Here is a 17,775-nt window from a genome sequence, read left to right on the forward strand (position 1 = left end):
TAAAATGAATTATTTTTTAGCAATCTGCTCATAGTAAATATCAAAATGAACAATATTGATCATATTCTCTTAGGATTACTGAAAGACAATGCACGGATGTCGATCACAGATTTGGCTGCCAAGACACGCGTATCGAGGGCAACTGTACAGAAGCGTATTGAATACATGGAATCGACTGGTGTCATTACAGGATATACGGTGCGTTTCCGCCCAAATACAGAAAAAAATATCATTCGAGCATGGATGAGCATTATGGTTGAAGGAACCAAAGCGCAGGCCGTCATTCGAGAATTACGCTTAGAATCTGCAGTGGAGCGCCTGCATACCACCAATGGGAAATGGGATATTTTGGTGGAATTACAATCAGATAGTTTAGAGAATTTTGATAAGGCCCTAGAAAGGATTCGAAATATTTCAGGGATTTATAACAGTGAAACCAGTATTTTGCTATCGACTTATAAAATTTAAAGCCCTCTTATACTCACTTCCTGACTCCAAGTGGAGTTAGGTTGTTTGTGAATATGCCAGCATAGTTGGTGAATAGATTTCATTAATGGCTGATTCTGGCTATGCCATGTTTCTAGCTCACAATACGCAATATGAATCCCTTTAGGATGAAACTCTCTTGATAATGACTGTGATAATGCCCGAATACTGGCAAACATACTTTGAGCGAGAAGATCAGCATTTGATATTATTTTATTTTGCATGCCAAGGAAAATGAATGTGCCTTTTCTCTGTGCAAGCATATGCTTAATGATTATTTGTGAAATACTGACCGCACTTAGCCCTGTGTTTTCCCACTGTAACTGCACTTGTTGAGTAGAAAGCATATCTTCTTCATTCAATACTTTAAAACTAGGTTGAAATATACAGAGTTCAATGTGATGTGCTTGCTGTCGCATGTGCTGCATCAAGTTTTTTAATGCAACAGGATTGACTAAATTTAAATAGATCGTCGTAAGTTCTGGATTCTGGCATTCTATGTGTATTGAAGGGTGTTTAGCATCACTCAAGACTTGATAAACATGCAACTTTTTTTGCTTACTCTGTTCCATACAAACATGGCTAAGATGATGTATTTCATCACCAACCACAACGATGCAACCTTGTGGTTCTAAGGCTTGTTGAAAGAATTGATTAAGGATTCTTTTCATCTTAAAACCGCTCCTGATAAGGACGTAAATCTAATTCATGTGTCCATAAATCATTGCTTTGTTGATATAGCATTAAATAATTGTCTGCTATTGCCTCGATATTTAAGCCACCAGTACCACGCGTTAATCTTACTAAACGCCCAAGTCCGAATAAGGCTTTATTGACTCGATCACCATCGACCATGCCATCAACCACAACATGCGCAATATGTATATTTTTCGGCTTATACAAACTTGCTAAATTGAGCGCATAAGCACGTAGCGCCGATTTGCCCATGGTAAATGCTGCGAAAAAAGGTTTGCCACGTATGGATGCACTTGCACCCGTGAAAATCAAGGTTCCTTTTTGTTGCTGCTCAAAAATCTTGAGGCACGATTGTGAAACCAAATAGGCAGATAGAAAGGTAGACCGCCACATGTTTGAAAAGAATGAAAGCTTGGTTTTTAAAAACAGAGATGGAATATTGCCACCGACATTATGTACAACCACTTCAAGCTGTTCATTCTGAGAAATAATTGTCTTAAATAAAGACTGAATCTGTTCAGGATCTTCTGCATCTAGTTTATAAGCAACAGCATTTCCACTGTGCTGAGTAATGGTTTGAGTCACTGCTTGCAACTTATTGAGGGTTCGACCAACCACATAAACTTTTAAACCGACTTGAGCAAAACGCCGTGATATGGCTGCACCGATGCCTTGCTCTGCCCCCACCCCAATGACGACAGCGACTCGCATACTCATATCTGTTTTATCCAAGCCGCGATGTTTGGATAACTGTTAATTTTCGGTCCCCAAATTTTACTGGTGCGTATAATCTCTAAAAGTTGTGAACCCACTGCAATATCTGCAACCGTTTTACGATCACTAACCAACCAACCTGTAGCACCTAGCACCAGTTCAATACGTTCTAGATGACGAATAAACTCAGCTTCGATATCGACTTTTGCCATACGTCCTGTGCCCTGCATTTTCAGTTGGAAACTGAGTGCCGACTTTAATAAGGGTTTCATCAAAATCACCTCATGCTTAGGACGACCTTCAGCACTAATCGCAACAGCGTGGTTTAAGGCATTAGCATCACTGACTCGAAAATGGATTTCGTAGAAATACAATAACTCATCTGCCCAGTCTTCCCACAACTCAACATAAGCCTTTTGTATCGGATCAAGCGGATAAAGACGTGGTAAATCAGGATAGGTTTCATCTAAATAACGTGCGATACGGGTACTGTCTTGAATCCGCTGTCCATTGATATCTAATACAGGTACTTTACCGACTTTGCTGAGCATGGGAACTTTTGCACCCAAAACACCATTGTAGTTTACGGTTTCAAATGCAATTTCTTTGAACCTCAACATTCTGGCTACTTTCTGGCAGAAAGGTGAAATTTCCCATTGATGTAACACCGCTGATTTTTTCATTGTTTTCCCTATAAAATTATTATGTTACTTGTACAGAGTGAGATTTGTAGGAGGCATAAATAAAAGCAATATGCTCCCAATGAAGCATATCACTTAGAGGCTATACACCTTACACTTCAGCTAAGCACGAATAATCATGTTAGTCGCTGTCGCATGGGCATACAATTTACCTTCTTCATCACGAAGATAACCTTCAGAAATCACCAAATTCTTTCCGACATTGATGACCTTGCCTTCAGCAATCAACTTTTTATTAAAGGGCATAGGACGGCACATTTTAATGGCTAAATCGGTTGTTCCATATCCCTCACCTGCCGCAAGCACAGTATGTGTTGCACAGCCTGTCACTGAGTCCAAAACTGTCGCAGCAAAACCGCCATGCACGCCGCCTAGTGGGTTGGTATGACGTTCATCCGCGATCGCAATAAATACGATACGACCATATTCAACCTCACCGACACCTTCCATCCCCATTGTTTTCGCAATACCCGGCGCTGGTACTAAGCCTTGCTGAAATGCTTGCATGAGTTCTAAACCAGTCATATTTGATGGATTCATACCTGTTACCTATCTAATGAAAAAACTAAAAATATTTTTTAATGAATAAAGGTCGATTGTTCTGGAGACAAACCAATTTTTATTTTGGTTTGCGCCACGATTTCAGATTCATCCGTATCATTTGGATGAAAGTTAAAACGATAATAAGAGAAAAACTGTGGGACCAACTTCCGATATGACTGTACCGTAAACCCAGCAAATTTGGCCCAAGATTTTAGGTTCAGCATTTGTTTATCTCTAGACATTAACATCACTTGATAAACATTTGACATCAGGGTGATCAAAACAATGCTCAGTGTAAAAATCGTGACTCTGGGAATGTAAGCTGCCAAACCCTGACCATACAAATATTGATACATATCATAGGCAACGGCTTTATGCTCTGTCTCCTCAACACTATGCCATAACCAGAGGTTACGAATGGTTTCATCGGTCATTAGTTCATTGACGTTTTTCATCATTTCCACCACCAGTACTGCGGTGTAATGTTCTAGACCGACTGTGACTAATAAATTCCATTTTTTTGGGAACGTTTTTTCAATTGCTTTGAGAATAGTTCCCGTGATTTTTTCTAATGACTCAGGGTCTAAACCATATTGTTGAGCACTAAGGTGAAATGCGTGGTGCTCTTTGGAATGCATGGCTTCTTGACCGATAAAGGCACCAATATCACGGTCTAATTGCTCATTCTCTTTTACCTGTCCACGCAAAGCACGTACTGATCGCACAAAGTAGGATTCGCCCTCAGGAAATAACGTGGATAAGCCTGTGAAGTAATGAGTAAAAGTAGGCTCATTATTACACCAATACTTTGGCATATCTGCAAACTCATAATCCATACGACGTACAGGAAATGATGCAGGTGTTTTTTGCTTTGTTTTTTCTTTCAACACGGATACAGACATGACTCACCTCAAAAAGTTTATCTCAAAATAGCAAGTTCCAAAAAAGAACTTATATAATCAAAATAACGATGCTAAGATATATTGTCAATAAAGCGGATGTCTTAATGGCTCAAGTTGTCCTAAAATGACAGTCTTGTTCCTGTAAAGATAAATAGATGGGGTATTCAATGAAATGGCATGAACTCGGTGAAATGAACTGCCCAATCGCAAGGACGTTGTCTATCTTTGGGGATCGTTGGACCTTACTTATTATTCGTAACGCCTTTATGAAAACTCGACGTTTTGATGACTTTCAAAAGCAGTTGGGTATCACTCGTCATTTATTAACTGAACGGATTAATCGTTTGGTAGATAACAATATTTTTGAAAAAGTGCTCTATCATGAAGCACCAAAAAGGTATGAATATAGGCTGACAGAAAAAGGACTGGCACTTTACCCAATCCTTGTCACCATGAGTGGTTGGGGAAATCTTTGGCAAAATGAAAATAAAGAATTCCCAGAACTTCGCTATCTACATAAAAGCTGTGGTAATGTCACCAAGCCCACGCTTACATGTGACTGCTGCGGTGAAGAACTTGATGCAAGACAAATGTCCCCTGTCTATGTTTCAGAAGAAATGAAGAAGATTTAATATATTAAATTCTAAAATAAAACTATAAATCTTGAATTTTAGACATAAAAAAAAGCCACATCTGAGGAATGTGGCGAAGGGTTTTTCATACTGATACTGCTTTAACCTATGCATAGACTAATTGGCTAAGCTTAAATGAATCTGAATTGTTGCGGATTTAAAATAACTTTTTTAATGGGTTAGATTTGTTTTGTTGATCAACCATCGTTAATAGAAGTGACAGATACCTCTTTCGAGGGTAAAATTTTCCCAATTTTTACCCAGAGATGCAAAAATGAGGTCAAACTCTATTGGATTAAGTCAGAAAATATGTCAATAAAAAAACCACTTATGATAAGCGGCTTTTTATATAGAGAATTTTGGTGAAGATGGCGCCAGTTCAACTAGATTAATAACATGCTGTTTTATTTAACTTTTATTCGTATAAAAATCAAACTTACCCGATCTTGACTCCATGCATTTTTTGTATTTTTAAGAAGTAGCTGAACTCAACCACTCCTTCTCTTACATTTAGAACCGGTAACCAATTTTTAAACCATAAGCGATAGCATGATTATTTTTAAATTCAGCCTGTTCTGCCATTTCTTTAATTCCTTCAATAGGTAAATAGTAGGCACCATCTTCGGACTTGGCATCTCCTAACCAGTAGTATTTAACACCAGCTGCGATAAAATAATTCTGTGCAGGATTGAACTGCGCACCGATACCCATTGACCATGAACCCTTCATTGGCCCCAGTGTAGAAGCAGGATTACCCGTTCCAGAATCCCACCCGACATCGGTGGCAAGACTCCATTTTTCTGTAAATTGATGACCTATTCCTATCGTGGCATTATATTGATCCTTTTGATACGAATCTAAATCAACGCCTTCCTTGTATGCTCCTCCCGTAAGTTCATCCAGAAAATCTGCGGTAAGTGCGTTATATTGGGTTGGACGGATATTAAAATCTTTCCAATTCACCCATCTCAAATTCATATAAGCAATTGTGTTTTCAGCAACTCCAGTTTGAAAATCGATATTGACGGATTGAGGGGTTTCGATTGTCGTTTTTGCTGCTTTGACATACTGCAATGGTTCACCAAATATACTTTCATCGACCTGAAATTTATATTTGATTTTGGAGCGATAAGTGACAGCCGCTTTCAATGCAATATCTGGAATTTGATAACTCGCCCCAGCAAGCCAGCCCAACTCTCCTTTTTCTTTGAAATTCGCCTCGTAACCATTAAAAGCCTCGGTATACGCCATGCCTCGAAAAGAAGCTTTTCCTTTAATCTCCTGATAAACAGGCCCGCCATAAATCTGGAAGTTCTTAAAAGGTGAATATCCAAAAATAAAACTTAAGTCCTGACTCTCTACATTTACGGATGTACCTTCCTGACTAAAATCATTATCTGAATAGCTATTGTTGGGGCGGAGTGGATATGCAGTTTTTGCCGCAAATGGTTGGTCGTAAAGCAGGCCGAAACTAAACTGATCAGTTAATTGTAGCTTCAATGCAGCTGTATAAAATTGCACATTTTGCCCAATATCACCTGTATCACGGCTTTGATTCACACGCACAAGATTTGGGCGATCATGAACTACACCTGTAATAGAAGCATCAACAGCAAATGCATTCACTTCAAAATAATTACCACTCTCTAGAAATGGTAGTATTGATTGACCAGACTGATCAAGTGCGGAAGCTTGAGTATAATCACTGATCAACACACCGATTATGCCAGACATAACAGGAGCTAATCCGAACCGATGGATCTTAGGAAATAAGCCATTGAAGCAATTATTTCGAATCATTTCTCTAGTTTTCGAGAATAATCCAAATAAGCCCGCTCTCTCCTTACATACAGATTTTTCCATTATTAAATTCATCCTGAAAATTATAATTTTTTGCTCAATCACACTAATGATTAAAAATTTCCCTATCCATTTACCATCAAGAAGACAAGATAAAATGGATAAGGAATATACTGATAAATAAATTACACAGTGTCAATGACTATGTGTAATTTATGCAAAAAATTGCAGTGCTTGACTGTTGTATTTGATACAACCAATTAATAAATAAAATATTTCACATAAAAAATTAAATTACAGATAATGTTTTATTTATTCTCATAAAGTGTTGAAGTCCAAATATTTCGGAGTACACGGATAACGACCTCAGGTTCTACAGGTGATGAACGCCCAAATGCTTCTGAAAGATAACGTTCTTCCAACCAAATCAGTGCTTTCGCTGTTTCGTCGATATCTAAATTTTTTTTAATATTTCCTGCCTGTTGTTCTGCTCTTATGTGTTGAGCAGCCGCCTTGATAAAGTCTTGAATTATCTTTCGATAGACACTATCAACACGTTCGTCTCCACTTGCTGCTTCGACAAAGGCCCTTAATAAACGACCATGTTGTATATAGACATTTATAGAATCGACCAAGGCACGTTCTAAATCATCTTGAAGATTATTTCCTGCCAACCATCGTTCTGTGATATTAAACAATTCTCTAGCAATACTCTCAACAAGACGAAGCGTAAGATCGTGTTTATCCCGGAAATGGACATAAAAAGCTGGGCGTTTTAAACCTGTACGGCGCATGACCTCATCAATATTGAGATCACGAAAATGATGTTCATTTAAAAACTGTTCAGCAGCTTCTAATATTTCTCGCTCAGATTCTTTTGGATCATGTTTAGGTCTACGGCGAGAAGTTGTCATATGGTCCCATTTCCTATTGGCATAGCGTCATTGTAGGTATTAATAAATCTTTCGACAAGTCTTTGTGCGATTGTGCGTTCTCTCTACCCGCTTGTAATCAGAAAAACTTTATTATATAAAAATAAAATATAAATTATATAATTCATAAGTTTAATTAGACCATACTTATCATTTCTCTTTATTGATAACTCAACCTGAGAGTCAATATTGCAATAATTACACATGGTCATTGACATAGTGTAATTACTAGCTTAATAATATTTACATGCCTAAAACGTGATTCAAGATTTAAATCTGAATGATAGCGAATTGAATTAAGGCTTTTGTTCATCAGGGAAAATGAAGATTAAAAATCATCATCTTAGAGAATCTAACTGATGCTCAATTTACTAAAATTGTGTGAAGAGGAAAAAGATATGAGTACATCAGACCAAATTGCTATTACTGATGTTTTAATTATCGGCGCAGGGATCTCAGGTATTAGCGCAGCATATCATCTAAAAAAATATAGACCGAATACGACATTCGCTCTACTAGAAGGCCGTGACGAAATTGGAGGCACATGGAGCCTATTCCGTTACCCAGGCATTCGTTCAGATTCAGACATGCAGTCTTTTGCATTTGGCTTTAAACCTTGGACCAATAAAAGGGTTTTTGGCAGTGCTCAAATGATCTGTAATTATTTAAAAGAAACGATCACTGAAAATGACATCGAATCTCACATTCACTTTGGACACTATATGACCAGTGCTGAATTCTCTTCTTCCGAAGGTCTTTGGACGGTGAAAGTGAAGCGTAAAAATCAGAAAGCATTAACTACTTTCCGCTCCCGCTTCTTACTAATGAGTACAGGTTATTATGACTATGATAACGGTTATACACCTGAGTTTAAGGGAACTGAGGAATTTCAAGGACTCATCCTTCATCCTCAACACTGGCCAGAGAACCTAGATTATTCTGGCAAAAAAGTCGTAGTGATTGGTAGTGGCGCGACAGCCGTGACCTTAATTCCTGCAATGGCTGACAAGGTTGGGCATATTACCATGCTCCAGAGATCACCAAGCTATGTCATGGCAGCGCCAAGTACAGATGCAATCGCAAATACTCTTAATGGTGTTCTCTCACCGCAACGTGCTTTCGATCTGATCCGACGTAAAAATATTGCCTTGACGCGGGGCGTCTACAATTTAAGTCGTCGCTTTCCAAAGCTGATGCGTCGCTTTTTAATCTCGGATGTACAACGAAATCTGCCAAAAGACTTTGATGTAGGCACTCATTTTTCACCGAAATACAATCCGTGGGATGAACGTTTATGTGTTGTACCAGATGGAGACATGTTCAAAGCGATTTCTGCGGGTAAAGCATCTGTAGTCACTGATCATATTGAGCATTTTACCAAAGAAGGCATTTTACTTAAATCAGGAAAAATGCTGGAAGCCGATATCATTATTACCGCTACAGGTCTTAATGCTGTCGCATTTAGCAAGTCGCAATTGATTGTGGATGGGAAAAAAATAAACTACCCAGACACGACAATTTTTAAATCAATGATGCTGTCAGATGTTCCAAACTTTGCCTTCGCATTTGGTTATACCAATCTAGCATGGACTTTAAAAGTCGATCTAGTATGGAAACATTTTTGTCGACTCATGGACTACATGGATCAAAATCACTACGAAACTTTCACACCAGTAATTCGTAATAAAGATATGAAACGTGTGCCATTTGTGGATTTGAACTCAGGTTATATCCAACGCAGCATTGCGCAATTTCCTATGGCTGGTACAGAAGGTCCATGGATTGTAAAACAAGATTATAAATTCGACTTAGAACGACTGCAAAAAGGTTCAGTATTCGATAAGGAATTACTTTTTACCACTGCTCAATTCAAGCAAAAACCAAAGCTTGTTGCTGAAAAACCTATCTCAGAACAGATAAAGATCCAAGCTTAATATCACGATCAAATCGTATATCTCTGTTTTCAATTAAAAAGCAGAGATAAACAATAATTTAGGAAAAATATGATGGAAAATATTAAATTTAGAAGTAAGGGAATTACCTGTTCTGCATGGTATATACCTGCAACTTCAGATGAGTTCATGACATCTCGAGGACGACCTTGCATTGTTATGGCAACAGGCTTTGGTGGTACAAAAGATACAGGGTTATTAGATTTTGCTGAGCCGTTTAGTCATGCTGGTTTTGATGCTTTCATATTTGACTATCGAGGCTTTGGCGAGTCAGCAGGCTTACCAAGACAACACGTGTCTTATATTAACCAACGTGAAGATTATCACGCAGCAATCGCAGCTGCACGAAGTTTGCCACTCGTTGACCGCAATCGCATAGTTCTATGGGGTACTTCATATTCTGGTGGTCATGTCGTTGTAGTCGCCGCACAGGATCAAAAAGTATCGGCAGTCGTCTCCATGAACCCTGCTACAGATGGTTTAGCAGCGTTAAAACAAGTATTCCAATATGGTGGCCTAAAGCAAATAACGACTGCAATAGGACATGGCATAAAAGATTTAATTCATGCCATAGCTCAACGCCCTCCTCATCTCATCCCAATAGTTGGACAACCTGGCACAGCTGCAATGATTAGTACACCTGGTGCTGAAGAAAGCTATACCTCTATGGCAGGTCCAACTTGGCGTAATGAAGTCTGTGCTCGTGCAGCCTTAGAAGTCTCATACAACCGACCAGTAACTTTTGCAAAAAATGTGACGTGCCCGACGTTGATACAAGTGGGTTCTAATGACCAAATTGCACCACCCGACCCAGCTCGAAAAACTGCCAGTCTGATTCAAGGTCCTTCCAAGTTACTGGAATATCCTATTGATCATTTTGATTTCTACACAGAATCATGGCACGGAGCAGTGCTCAATGATCAGATTAATTTTTTAAAGAAAACATTAGCTCCTAAAACAAGCAAACATGAAAGGTAATCCACTTTCATTATAGAAAATACTTTAATTCAATAACATACATCATGTCGCCACTCGACTATCTCAAAAAATTAGTTCGCTAATATTGAATAGTTAAATTGACGGATATGTATGAAAACCAATCGTGTTACCAAGTCACTCATTTGAGTGCTTTGAAATACTCCTCACCAAGAACGAAAAGGAAGTCTTATGTCACTCGTTAAATTAAGCAAAGATTCAACAATCGATGAAATCGTTTCGATTATTAAAAGAGATGGTGGTGTCATCATTGAGAACTTTTTAGATGATGATATCACTCAAGATATTTATCAGACCTTATCTCAACAATTAGAATTAATTCCAAATGGTGTAGATGATTATTTTGCAGGTACAAAAACCCGCAGAATGAGTCGATTATTTGCACGTTTACCTCAAATGCCATTGGTTGCAATGAATCCAGTATTCTTGGACACTGCAAAAGCTATTCTTCAAACCCCATTACAGGCTTGGAGTGGTGAGCTTCAAATCGAATTATGCCCAGACATTCAAGTTGGTGTAACCCAAGCTATTCAGATTTGGCCAGGTCAAAAAGCACAACCCTTACATCGTGATGATACAGTTTGGATGTGGCAGCATCCCGTATACGGACGTGAAGCTAGAGTACAAATCATGTTCGCTGTGACTGATTTCACTGAAGAAAATGGTGCTACTCGCGTCATTCCTGCTAGTCATTTATGGGATGATGAAAGAGCACCGAAAGAAGATGAAACTGTTGCAGCTGAAATGAAAGCTGGTGATGCGTTGATATGGATTGGTTCAACCTATCATGGTGGTGGAGCAAATGTAAGTAATGAACCTCGTATTGGTTTAACCATGTCTTATGATCTGGGTTTCCTGCGTCAAGAAGAAAATCATTATTTATCTCTATCAACAGAAACCGTTAAAAACTTTCCAGATGAACTTAAAGGATTACTTGGTTGGAACATGAGTACAACATTTGTTGGATTTGTCGAACACGATGGAATAATGATGAATCCAATTGATATGCTAAACAATCAAGAGTTTAAGACAACAGGAATCATCTAGCTCTTTGTCTAAGATATAAACATCAGTAAAGTAATATGTTTTTCTAAAAATAGTGTATCGATAATATTGCTTGAAATGTTTGAACAAAGAAATCTCTAGCCATGGAGGTTTCTTTGTTTTATTTAAGCTTATTATTTTTTAGCTCAATAATGAATGCACTATTGGCATTAACATTTTCATATCGAATCGAGCCTGAATGAGCAAGAACAATTGCGTGAACTACAGCCAAGCCTAAACCCGTACCCCCTAAAGCTTTATTTCTAGATTGCTCAACTCTATAAAATGGATCAAATAATTCTTTCTGATATTCAACAGGGATTCCTGGCCCCTCATCAACTATTTCTAGTGTCCATTTGTCTTGCTGAACTGAAGATCTAATTCTCAAAACTCCAGGATTAGAATATCTGATTGCATTATCCACCAAAGCAATCAGGACTTGCTCCATGCGACGCTTATCGCAGAATACAATATCATTAGAAATATCGTAATCAATACGCAGCTTTGCCTCTTTTAATTTTTCATCAAACATCAGCACAACTTTTTCAACACATCTCAGAAAATCAAGCGGCTCAATATTGAGCTTGAGTTGATTATTTTCAAATAAACTAATTGTTCTTAAATCTTCCACTAAATGAGACAACCCTTCTACTTGATTTAATAAACTTTTGATTAAATTTGGCTCTGGCTCAAACACGCCATCTACGATGCCTTGTAATCGTCCTTGTAGTACTGTAATAGGTGTTCTTAATTCATGTGCAATCGCTGCATTCCAAACTTGAGCATTTTGTACAGAGCTTTCTAATTTTTGTGCCATATCATTAAAGTTTATAATTAATTTTGAAATCTCAGAAGAATGGATTTTTTGGTCATTTGCTCTTGCGGACAAGTCCCCCTCACTAATTTTATTCGCTGCATCAGCCAATGAATTAATGGGCACAATAAATCTTTTTGCCAATTGCATTCCAATAATTAAAGAAATAATTGAACCACATAAAATGACTATACCTAACCAAATCCAGTCAACCAAATGGAAATCTGTGAAGTCGCCTTGCAGAGAGCTTAGTGAAATCCAGCCATGATCAATTGCATAGTTATAAACTATATAGCCTACAAATACAGACAATAAAGTGATACTTAAATTCACCATACTAAAAGCAATAAAAAATTGCTTATTAATCCCTAATTTATTTTTCATTGTCTTTTCTCAACTTGTAGCATGTCAGCTTGTTTCTATCCAATCTTATTATTCTTGCGGATAATCAAGTCTATATCCCACCCCTCGAACATTAATCAGCATGTGTTCAAGTCCATGTTCTTCTAATTTCTTTCTGAGCTTACTGACATGGCTATCAACCGTTCTTTCTAAAGCATCACTGTCAGGCAAGCAATGATTCATCAATTCACCACGAGTGAACACCTTATGTGGATGATCAATCATGAGAAGTAATATTTTATATTCTGTTAATGTCAGATTGAGTAATGATTTTTTGTCTGCCTGATTGATATAAACGCTATGAATTTCGGTATTGATTTCAATGTTTTTGTAAAATAGGTTTTTTTGCGAAATTTGATTTTTTTGATGGGTTCTTCTTAATACAGCCTGAACGCGTGCAACCACCTCATTGGGATTAAACGGCTTAACAACAAAATCATCTGCACCAATTCTTAAAGCCATCACCTTATCAATATCTTGATCTAGTGCAGTCAGCATAATCACAGGTGTCTGTGCTTTTTGACGAATTTTGCTCAGCACTTCCCAGCCATTGAGTTCAGGTAATTTGATATCAAGTAAGATTAAATCAATCGCTTGTGAGGCATGGATTTCGATTGCCTGCTTGCCATTCATCGCTCGAATCACTCGCATACCATCACGTTTTAAATAGTGTTCAATAATATCGCCAATATCATATTCATCTTCTACAACAAGAATCTGTTTATCGCGGCAATCAAAAGAAAATGAAGATTCGAACATAGACAAATCAACGAAAAATTTCAGTCAATCTGCATAATACGCTTATTTATGTGCTGATCTCCACACTTTTTCCACATTTCAAAGATGATGATTACACACTCAGTCAAAATAATAGCAGCATCAAAAACTCCAAAGGTTTGGACAGTATGCAAAAGCATCTTTTACTTCCATTATTTTTATCTATTGGTTTAATTATCCAAGGTTGTGGCTCAGAAGAAACTCCACAGGCTGAAACTCCCCCAGCTAAAGTGAGCGTCTTAAGTCTCCAACCTAAATCTGTGAATTTTAGCGAGAATCTCCCTGCTCGTGTTCACGCTTTTCGTACAGCTGAAATCCGCCCACAAGTTGGTGGCATCATTGAGAAGGTCTTATTTACTCAAGGCAGTGAGGTGCAAGCGGGACAAGCGCTATATAAAATTAACTCAGAAACCTTTCAAGCAGATGTTAAAAGCAATCAAGCATCTTTAAACAAAGCCGAAGCAGAAGTTGCTCGATTAAAGGTTCAATTAGAACGTTATGAACAATTATTACCCAGTAATGCGATTAGCAAACAAGAAGTGAGCAATGCGCAGGCTGAATATCGTCAAGCGCTAGCTGATGTTGCACAAATGAAAGCTTTACTGACAAGACAAAATCTCAATCTGCAATACGCAACGGTTCGCGCTCCGATTTCAGGTCGCATTGGGCAATCATTTGTGACAGAAGGTGCTCTCGTCAGTCAGGGTGATACCAATACATTAGCGACTGTGCAACAAATTGACAAAGTCTATGTCGATGTAAAGCAATCAATTGGTGAATACGAACGTCTACAGACTGCCTTACAAAACGGCGAATTATCGGCAAATAACGATAAAACTGTTCGAATTACCAATAGTCAGGGTCAACCATACAACGTTAGCGCAAAAATGCTATTTGAAGATATCAATGTAGACCCAGAGACAGGCGATGTCACCATTCGTATCGTCGTAAATAACTCAGAACGTAAGCTACTTCCTGGAATGTATGTTCGTGTCAGTATTGACCGTGCATCTGTGCCACAAGCTCTTCTCGTACCAGCTCAAGCAATCCAACGTAATAACAATGGTGATCCACAAGTCTATGTCATTAATAGCAAAGGTTTAGCTGATGTCCGTCCAGTTGAACTTGGACAACAACATGAACAGTTCTACTTAGTCAGCAAAGGGCTGAAAACGGGTGACAAAGTCATCGTTGAAGGTATTGATCGAATCCAACCCAATCAAAAGCTTGAAATAAGTAATTGGAAAGCCCCTATCGCGAAAGGAGCTCAATGATGATGTCACAATTTTTCATTCGCCGCCCTGTCTTTGCATGGGTTATCGCGATTTTTATTATTATGTTTGGATTACTTAGTATTCCCAAACTACCTATCGCTCGCTTTCCGAGTGTTGCCCCACCACAAGTTACCATTAGTGCAGTCTATCCTGGTGCGACCCCAAAGACGATTAATGACAGTGTAGTTACCTTAATCGAAAGAGAGCTCTCTGGTGTTAAAAATTTACTTTACTACAGTGCAACTACAGACTCGTCAGGGATGGCACAAATATCTGTCACCTTTAAGCCAGGTACAGATGTCGATATGGCTCAAGTTGATGTACAAAATAAAATTAAAGCCGTCGAAGCCAGACTTCCTCAAATTGTTCGCCAACAAGGTCTACAGGTTGAGGCTTCATCTTCAGGTTTCTTAATGTTGGTGGGTATTAATTCGCCCAACAATCAATATTCGGAAGTTGATCTGAGCGATTATCTTGTTCGAAATGTAGTTGAAGAATTAAAGCGTGTTGAAGGTGTTGGTAAAGTCCAATCATTTGGTGCCGAAAAGGCAATGCGTATTTGGGTAGATCCAAATAAGTTAGTGTCCTACGGCCTTTCAATCAGTGACGTAAACGCAGCGATTCGTGAGAATAATGTCGAAATTGCTCCAGGTCGTTTAGGCGATTTACCTACTGAAAATGGACAGTTAATCACAGTTCCTTTATCTGCCCAAGGACAACTGAGTGACGTTGAACAATTCAAGAACATTAGTTTAAAAAGTAAAATCAACGGAAGTGTAATTAGACTATCTGATGTTGCGAAAGTAGAAATTGGTTCTCAAGCATATAACTTTGCTATTTTGGAAAATGGTAAACCAGCAACGGCAGCAGCGATTCAACTTAGTCCTGGTGCAAATGCAGTCAAAACTGCTGAAGGTGTCAGAGCAAAAATTGAGGAATTAAAGCTCAATTTACCTGAAGGTATGCAATTTAGTATTCCTTACGATACCGCTCCATTTGTCAAAATATCTATTGAAAAGGTAATTCATACATTACTTGAAGCCATGGTTTTGGTCTTCATTGTGATGTATTTGTTTCTTCATAATGTCCGTTACACACTTATTCCAGCTATTGTTGCGCCTATTGCCCTGCTAGGGACATTTGCAGTAATGCTACTGGCAGGTTTCTCAATCAACGTCCTTACCATGTTCGGGATGGTGCTTGCCATCGGGATTATCGTCGATGATGCCATCGTTGTCGTCGAGAATGTCGAACGGATTATGGCAACAGAAGGTCTACCTCCTAAAGAGGCGACATCTAAGGCAATGAAAGAGATCACAAGTCCAATCATTGGGATCACCTTAGTACTTACTGCTGTGTTCTTACCAATGGCTTTTGCGAGTGGATCAGTCGGCGTTATTTACAAACAATTTACGCTGACTATGTCAGTATCCATCTTGTTTTCTGCCCTTTTGGCATTAATTTTAACTCCCGCACTTTGTGCGACTATGCTTAAGCCAATTGATGAACATCATCAGAAAAAAGGCTTCTTTGCGTGGTTTGATCGTACCTTTGATAATGTCACAAAAAAATATGAAATCATCTTATTTAAAGTGATCAAGCATACCATTCCAATGATGGTGCTGTTTATTATCATCACTGCTGCGACTTTTGCTGGAATGAAATTATGGCCAACTGCTTTTATGCCTGAAGAAGATCAAGGTTGGTTTTTAACAACATTCCAACTTCCATCAGATGCCTCTACTGAACGAACTAAAAACGTAGTGAAGGAGTTTGAAACTAGTATCAAAGATGATCCTAATGTTAAAAGCAACACAACGATCTTAGGTTGGGGTTTCAGTGGTGCCGGTCAAAATGTAGCAGTTGCATTTACAACACTCACGGATTTTAAAGATAGAACATCCTCTGCGTCTGAGATGACAAATTCAATCAATCAAACAATGGCAAATAGTAAAGAAGGCTCAACAATGGCTGTCTTACCTCCAGCGATTGATGAATTAGGTACATTCTCTGGATTTAGTCTTCGTTTGCAAGATCGAGCGAACTTAGGTATGCCTGCATTGCTCGCTGCTCAAGATCAATTGATGGAGATGGCAGCCAAAAATAAAAAGTTCTATATGGTTTGGAATGAAGGTCTGCCTCAAGGAGACAGTATTTCTTTAGAAATTGACCGAGAAAAATTAAATGCCTTAGGTGTTAAATTTGCAGATGTTTCAGACATCATCTCGACTTCAATGGGTTCAATGTATATCAATGACTTTCCAAATCAAGGTCGCATGCAGCAAGTGATTATACAAGTCGATGCAAAATCACGTATGCAACTCAAAGATATCTTGAATCTAAAAGTGATGGGTTCAAGTGGTCAATTGGTTTCATTGTCAGAAGTTGTGACGCCTCAATGGAGCAAAGCACCACAACAATATAACCGTTATAACGGGCGACCATCTTTGAGTATCGCAGGTATTCCGAACTTCGATACCTCATCAGGTGATGCAATGCGTGAAATGGAAAAACTTATAACCAAACTACCCAAAGGTATTGGCTATGAATGGACAGGTATTTCTCTGCAAGAGAAGCAATCAGAATCACAAATGGCATTTTTACTTGGTTTATCTATGTTAGTGGTCTTCCTCGTACTCGCAGCACTTTATGAAAGCTGGTCAATTCCTCTCTCAGTGATGCTCGTGGTGCCATTAGGTATTTTCGGAGCCATCATAGCCATTATGACCAAAGGACTAATGAATGACGTATTTTTCAAGATTGGTCTGATTACGATTATTGGTCTTTCAGCCAAGAATGCGATTTTGATTGTTGAATTCGCAAAAATGTTAAAAGAAGAAGGTATGAGTCTAGTTGAAGCAACTGTTGCGGCAGCAAAACTACGTCTTCGCCCTATCTTAATGACCTCCCTTGCCTTTACATGTGGTGTAGTTCCTTTAGTGATTGCGTCAGGGGCAAGTTCTGAAACACAACATGCTCTAGGCACAGGTGTATTTGGCGGCATGATTTCGGCGACAATTTTAGCAATTTTCTTTGTACCAGTATTCTTTATCTTCGTACTGGGTACAGCCGAAAAATTGTTCTCTTCAAAGCAGAAAATTAAATCTTAA

General features: G+C 38.5%; 16 protein-coding genes. 7 read left to right on the forward strand and 9 right to left on the reverse strand.

Annotated features, from left to right (window positions below; genetic code table 11):
* Nucleotides 1–45 precede the first annotated feature (45 nt).
* Nucleotides 46–468, forward strand: a complete 423-nt coding sequence (locus tag F903_RS13990; protein WP_005197958.1) for an Lrp/AsnC family transcriptional regulator — start codon at nt 46–48, stop codon at nt 466–468.
* Here the strand turns inward: F903_RS13990 and F903_RS13995 are convergent.
* The 5 genes from F903_RS13995 to F903_RS14015 all read right to left on the reverse strand — a co-directional run bounded on the left by F903_RS13995 (nt 465) and on the right by F903_RS14015 (nt 4,042).
* Nucleotides 465–1,157, reverse strand: a complete 693-nt coding sequence (locus F903_RS13995) for a Rossmann-fold NAD(P)-binding domain-containing protein (protein WP_005197959.1) — start codon at nt 1,155–1,157, stop codon at nt 465–467. The two genes, F903_RS13990 and F903_RS13995, sit on opposite strands and share 4 nt — an antisense overlap.
* 1 nt (nt 1,158) lies before the next feature.
* Nucleotides 1,159–1,899, reverse strand: a complete 741-nt coding sequence (locus tag F903_RS14000; RefSeq protein WP_005197965.1) for an SDR family NAD(P)-dependent oxidoreductase — start codon at nt 1,897–1,899, stop codon at nt 1,159–1,161.
* The gene (locus F903_RS14005) at nt 1,896–2,579 is read right to left on the reverse strand and encodes a glutathione S-transferase family protein (RefSeq protein WP_005197967.1); all 684 of its coding nucleotides are present in this window, start codon (nt 2,577–2,579) and stop codon (nt 1,896–1,898) included. Before F903_RS14005 ends, F903_RS14000 begins: the two co-directional genes overlap by 4 nt.
* A 120-nt stretch (nt 2,580–2,699) precedes the next feature.
* Nucleotides 2,700–3,137 carry a PaaI family thioesterase gene (locus F903_RS14010; protein ID WP_005197968.1) on the reverse strand — a complete coding sequence of 146 codons (438 nt, stop codon included), beginning with the start codon at nt 3,135–3,137 and terminating at the stop codon, nt 2,700–2,702.
* Between the two features lie 38 nt (nt 3,138–3,175).
* Complete coding sequence (locus F903_RS14015) at nt 3,176–4,042, reverse strand: metal-dependent hydrolase (protein ID WP_005197969.1); 867 nt, start codon at nt 4,040–4,042, stop codon at nt 3,176–3,178.
* Between the two features lie 167 nt (nt 4,043–4,209).
* On the opposite strand from F903_RS14015, the gene F903_RS14020 reads away from it, so the two are divergent.
* Nucleotides 4,210–4,674, forward strand: a complete 465-nt coding sequence (locus F903_RS14020; RefSeq protein WP_005197971.1) for a winged helix-turn-helix transcriptional regulator — start codon at nt 4,210–4,212, stop codon at nt 4,672–4,674.
* A gap of 510 nt (nt 4,675–5,184) precedes the next feature.
* On the opposite strand, the gene F903_RS14025 is transcribed toward F903_RS14020, so the two are convergent.
* Together F903_RS14025 and F903_RS14030 are read right to left on the reverse strand one after the other, a co-directional pair.
* Entirely contained in the window at nt 5,185–6,537 is a 1,353-nt protein-coding gene (locus F903_RS14025; RefSeq protein WP_005197973.1) for an OmpP1/FadL family transporter, read from the reverse strand.
* Nucleotides 6,538–6,782: 245 nt separating this feature from the next.
* Entirely contained in the window at nt 6,783–7,388 is a 606-nt protein-coding gene (locus F903_RS14030) for a TetR/AcrR family transcriptional regulator (RefSeq protein WP_005197974.1), read from the reverse strand.
* Between the two features lie 416 nt (nt 7,389–7,804).
* On the opposite strand from F903_RS14030, the gene F903_RS14035 reads away from it, so the two are divergent.
* The 3 genes from F903_RS14035 (at nt 7,805) to F903_RS14045 (ending at nt 11,401) form a co-directional block, all read left to right on the forward strand.
* Complete coding sequence (locus F903_RS14035) at nt 7,805–9,340, forward strand: flavin-containing monooxygenase (protein ID WP_171065246.1); 1,536 nt, start codon at nt 7,805–7,807, stop codon at nt 9,338–9,340.
* A 72-nt stretch (nt 9,341–9,412) separates the two neighbouring features.
* On the forward strand, nt 9,413–10,336 hold the full coding sequence (locus F903_RS14040; protein ID WP_171065247.1) for an alpha/beta hydrolase: 924 nt from the start codon (nt 9,413–9,415) through the stop codon (nt 10,334–10,336).
* A gap of 189 nt (nt 10,337–10,525) precedes the next feature.
* A complete protein-coding gene (locus F903_RS14045; RefSeq protein ID WP_005197978.1) occupies nt 10,526–11,401 on the forward strand; it encodes a phytanoyl-CoA dioxygenase family protein in 876 nt (291 codons plus the stop codon).
* A gap of 118 nt (nt 11,402–11,519) precedes the next feature.
* Here the strand turns inward: F903_RS14045 and adeS are convergent, their stop codons facing one another.
* Both adeS and adeR read right to left on the reverse strand, forming a co-directional pair.
* Nucleotides 11,520–12,596 carry a two-component sensor histidine kinase AdeS gene (gene adeS, locus F903_RS14050; protein ID WP_005197979.1) on the reverse strand — a complete coding sequence of 359 codons (1,077 nt, stop codon included), beginning with the start codon at nt 12,594–12,596 and terminating at the stop codon, nt 11,520–11,522.
* Between the two features lie 48 nt (nt 12,597–12,644).
* Entirely contained in the window at nt 12,645–13,373 is a 729-nt protein-coding gene (adeR, locus tag F903_RS14055) for an efflux system response regulator transcription factor AdeR (protein ID WP_005197980.1), read from the reverse strand.
* Between the two features lie 146 nt (nt 13,374–13,519).
* Between adeR and F903_RS14060 the strand changes: the two genes are divergently transcribed.
* Together F903_RS14060 and F903_RS14065 are read left to right on the forward strand one after the other, a co-directional pair.
* Nucleotides 13,520–14,665 carry an efflux RND transporter periplasmic adaptor subunit gene (locus tag F903_RS14060; protein WP_005197981.1) on the forward strand — a complete coding sequence of 382 codons (1,146 nt, stop codon included), beginning with the start codon at nt 13,520–13,522 and terminating at the stop codon, nt 14,663–14,665.
* Entirely contained in the window at nt 14,665–17,775 is a 3,111-nt protein-coding gene (locus F903_RS14065; protein ID WP_005197986.1) for an efflux RND transporter permease subunit, read from the forward strand. The genes F903_RS14060 and F903_RS14065 overlap by 1 nt, the downstream gene beginning before the upstream one ends.

It is taken from the genome of Acinetobacter sp. NIPH 298, from assembly GCF_000369505.1.
Taxonomy (GTDB): Bacteria; Pseudomonadota; Gammaproteobacteria; order Pseudomonadales; family Moraxellaceae; genus Acinetobacter.

Bases quoted from the DNA above. Each gene is read 5' to 3' on its own strand.
- F903_RS14045 (WP_005197978.1), top strand. From the start codon at position 10,526: ATGTCACTCGTTAAATTAAGCAAAGATTCAACAATCGATGAAATCGTT.
- F903_RS13990 (WP_005197958.1), top strand. From the start codon at position 46: ATGAACAATATTGATCATATTCTCTTAGGATTACTGAAAGACAATGCA.
- F903_RS14040 (WP_171065247.1), top strand. From the start codon at position 9,413: ATGGAAAATATTAAATTTAGAAGTAAGGGAATTACCTGTTCTGCATGG.
- F903_RS14030 (WP_005197974.1), bottom strand. From the start codon at position 7,388: ATGACAACTTCTCGCCGTAGACCTAAACATGATCCAAAAGAATCTGAG.
- F903_RS14010 (WP_005197968.1), bottom strand. From the start codon at position 3,137: ATGAATCCATCAAATATGACTGGTTTAGAACTCATGCAAGCATTTCAG.
- F903_RS13995 (WP_005197959.1), bottom strand. From the start codon at position 1,157: ATGAAAAGAATCCTTAATCAATTCTTTCAACAAGCCTTAGAACCACAA.
- F903_RS14020 (WP_005197971.1), top strand. From the start codon at position 4,210: ATGAAATGGCATGAACTCGGTGAAATGAACTGCCCAATCGCAAGGACG.
- F903_RS14025 (WP_005197973.1), bottom strand. From the start codon at position 6,537: ATGGAAAAATCTGTATGTAAGGAGAGAGCGGGCTTATTTGGATTATTC.
- F903_RS14035 (WP_171065246.1), top strand. From the start codon at position 7,805: ATGAGTACATCAGACCAAATTGCTATTACTGATGTTTTAATTATCGGC.
- F903_RS14060 (WP_005197981.1), top strand. From the start codon at position 13,520: ATGCAAAAGCATCTTTTACTTCCATTATTTTTATCTATTGGTTTAATT.
- F903_RS14065 (WP_005197986.1), top strand. From the start codon at position 14,665: ATGATGTCACAATTTTTCATTCGCCGCCCTGTCTTTGCATGGGTTATC.
- adeR (WP_005197980.1), bottom strand. From the start codon at position 13,373: ATGTTCGAATCTTCATTTTCTTTTGATTGCCGCGATAAACAGATTCTT.
- F903_RS14000 (WP_005197965.1), bottom strand. From the start codon at position 1,899: ATGAGTATGCGAGTCGCTGTCGTCATTGGGGTGGGGGCAGAGCAAGGC.
- adeS (WP_005197979.1), bottom strand. From the start codon at position 12,596: ATGAAAAATAAATTAGGGATTAATAAGCAATTTTTTATTGCTTTTAGT.
- F903_RS14015 (WP_005197969.1), bottom strand. From the start codon at position 4,042: ATGTCTGTATCCGTGTTGAAAGAAAAAACAAAGCAAAAAACACCTGCA.
- F903_RS14005 (WP_005197967.1), bottom strand. From the start codon at position 2,579: ATGAAAAAATCAGCGGTGTTACATCAATGGGAAATTTCACCTTTCTGC.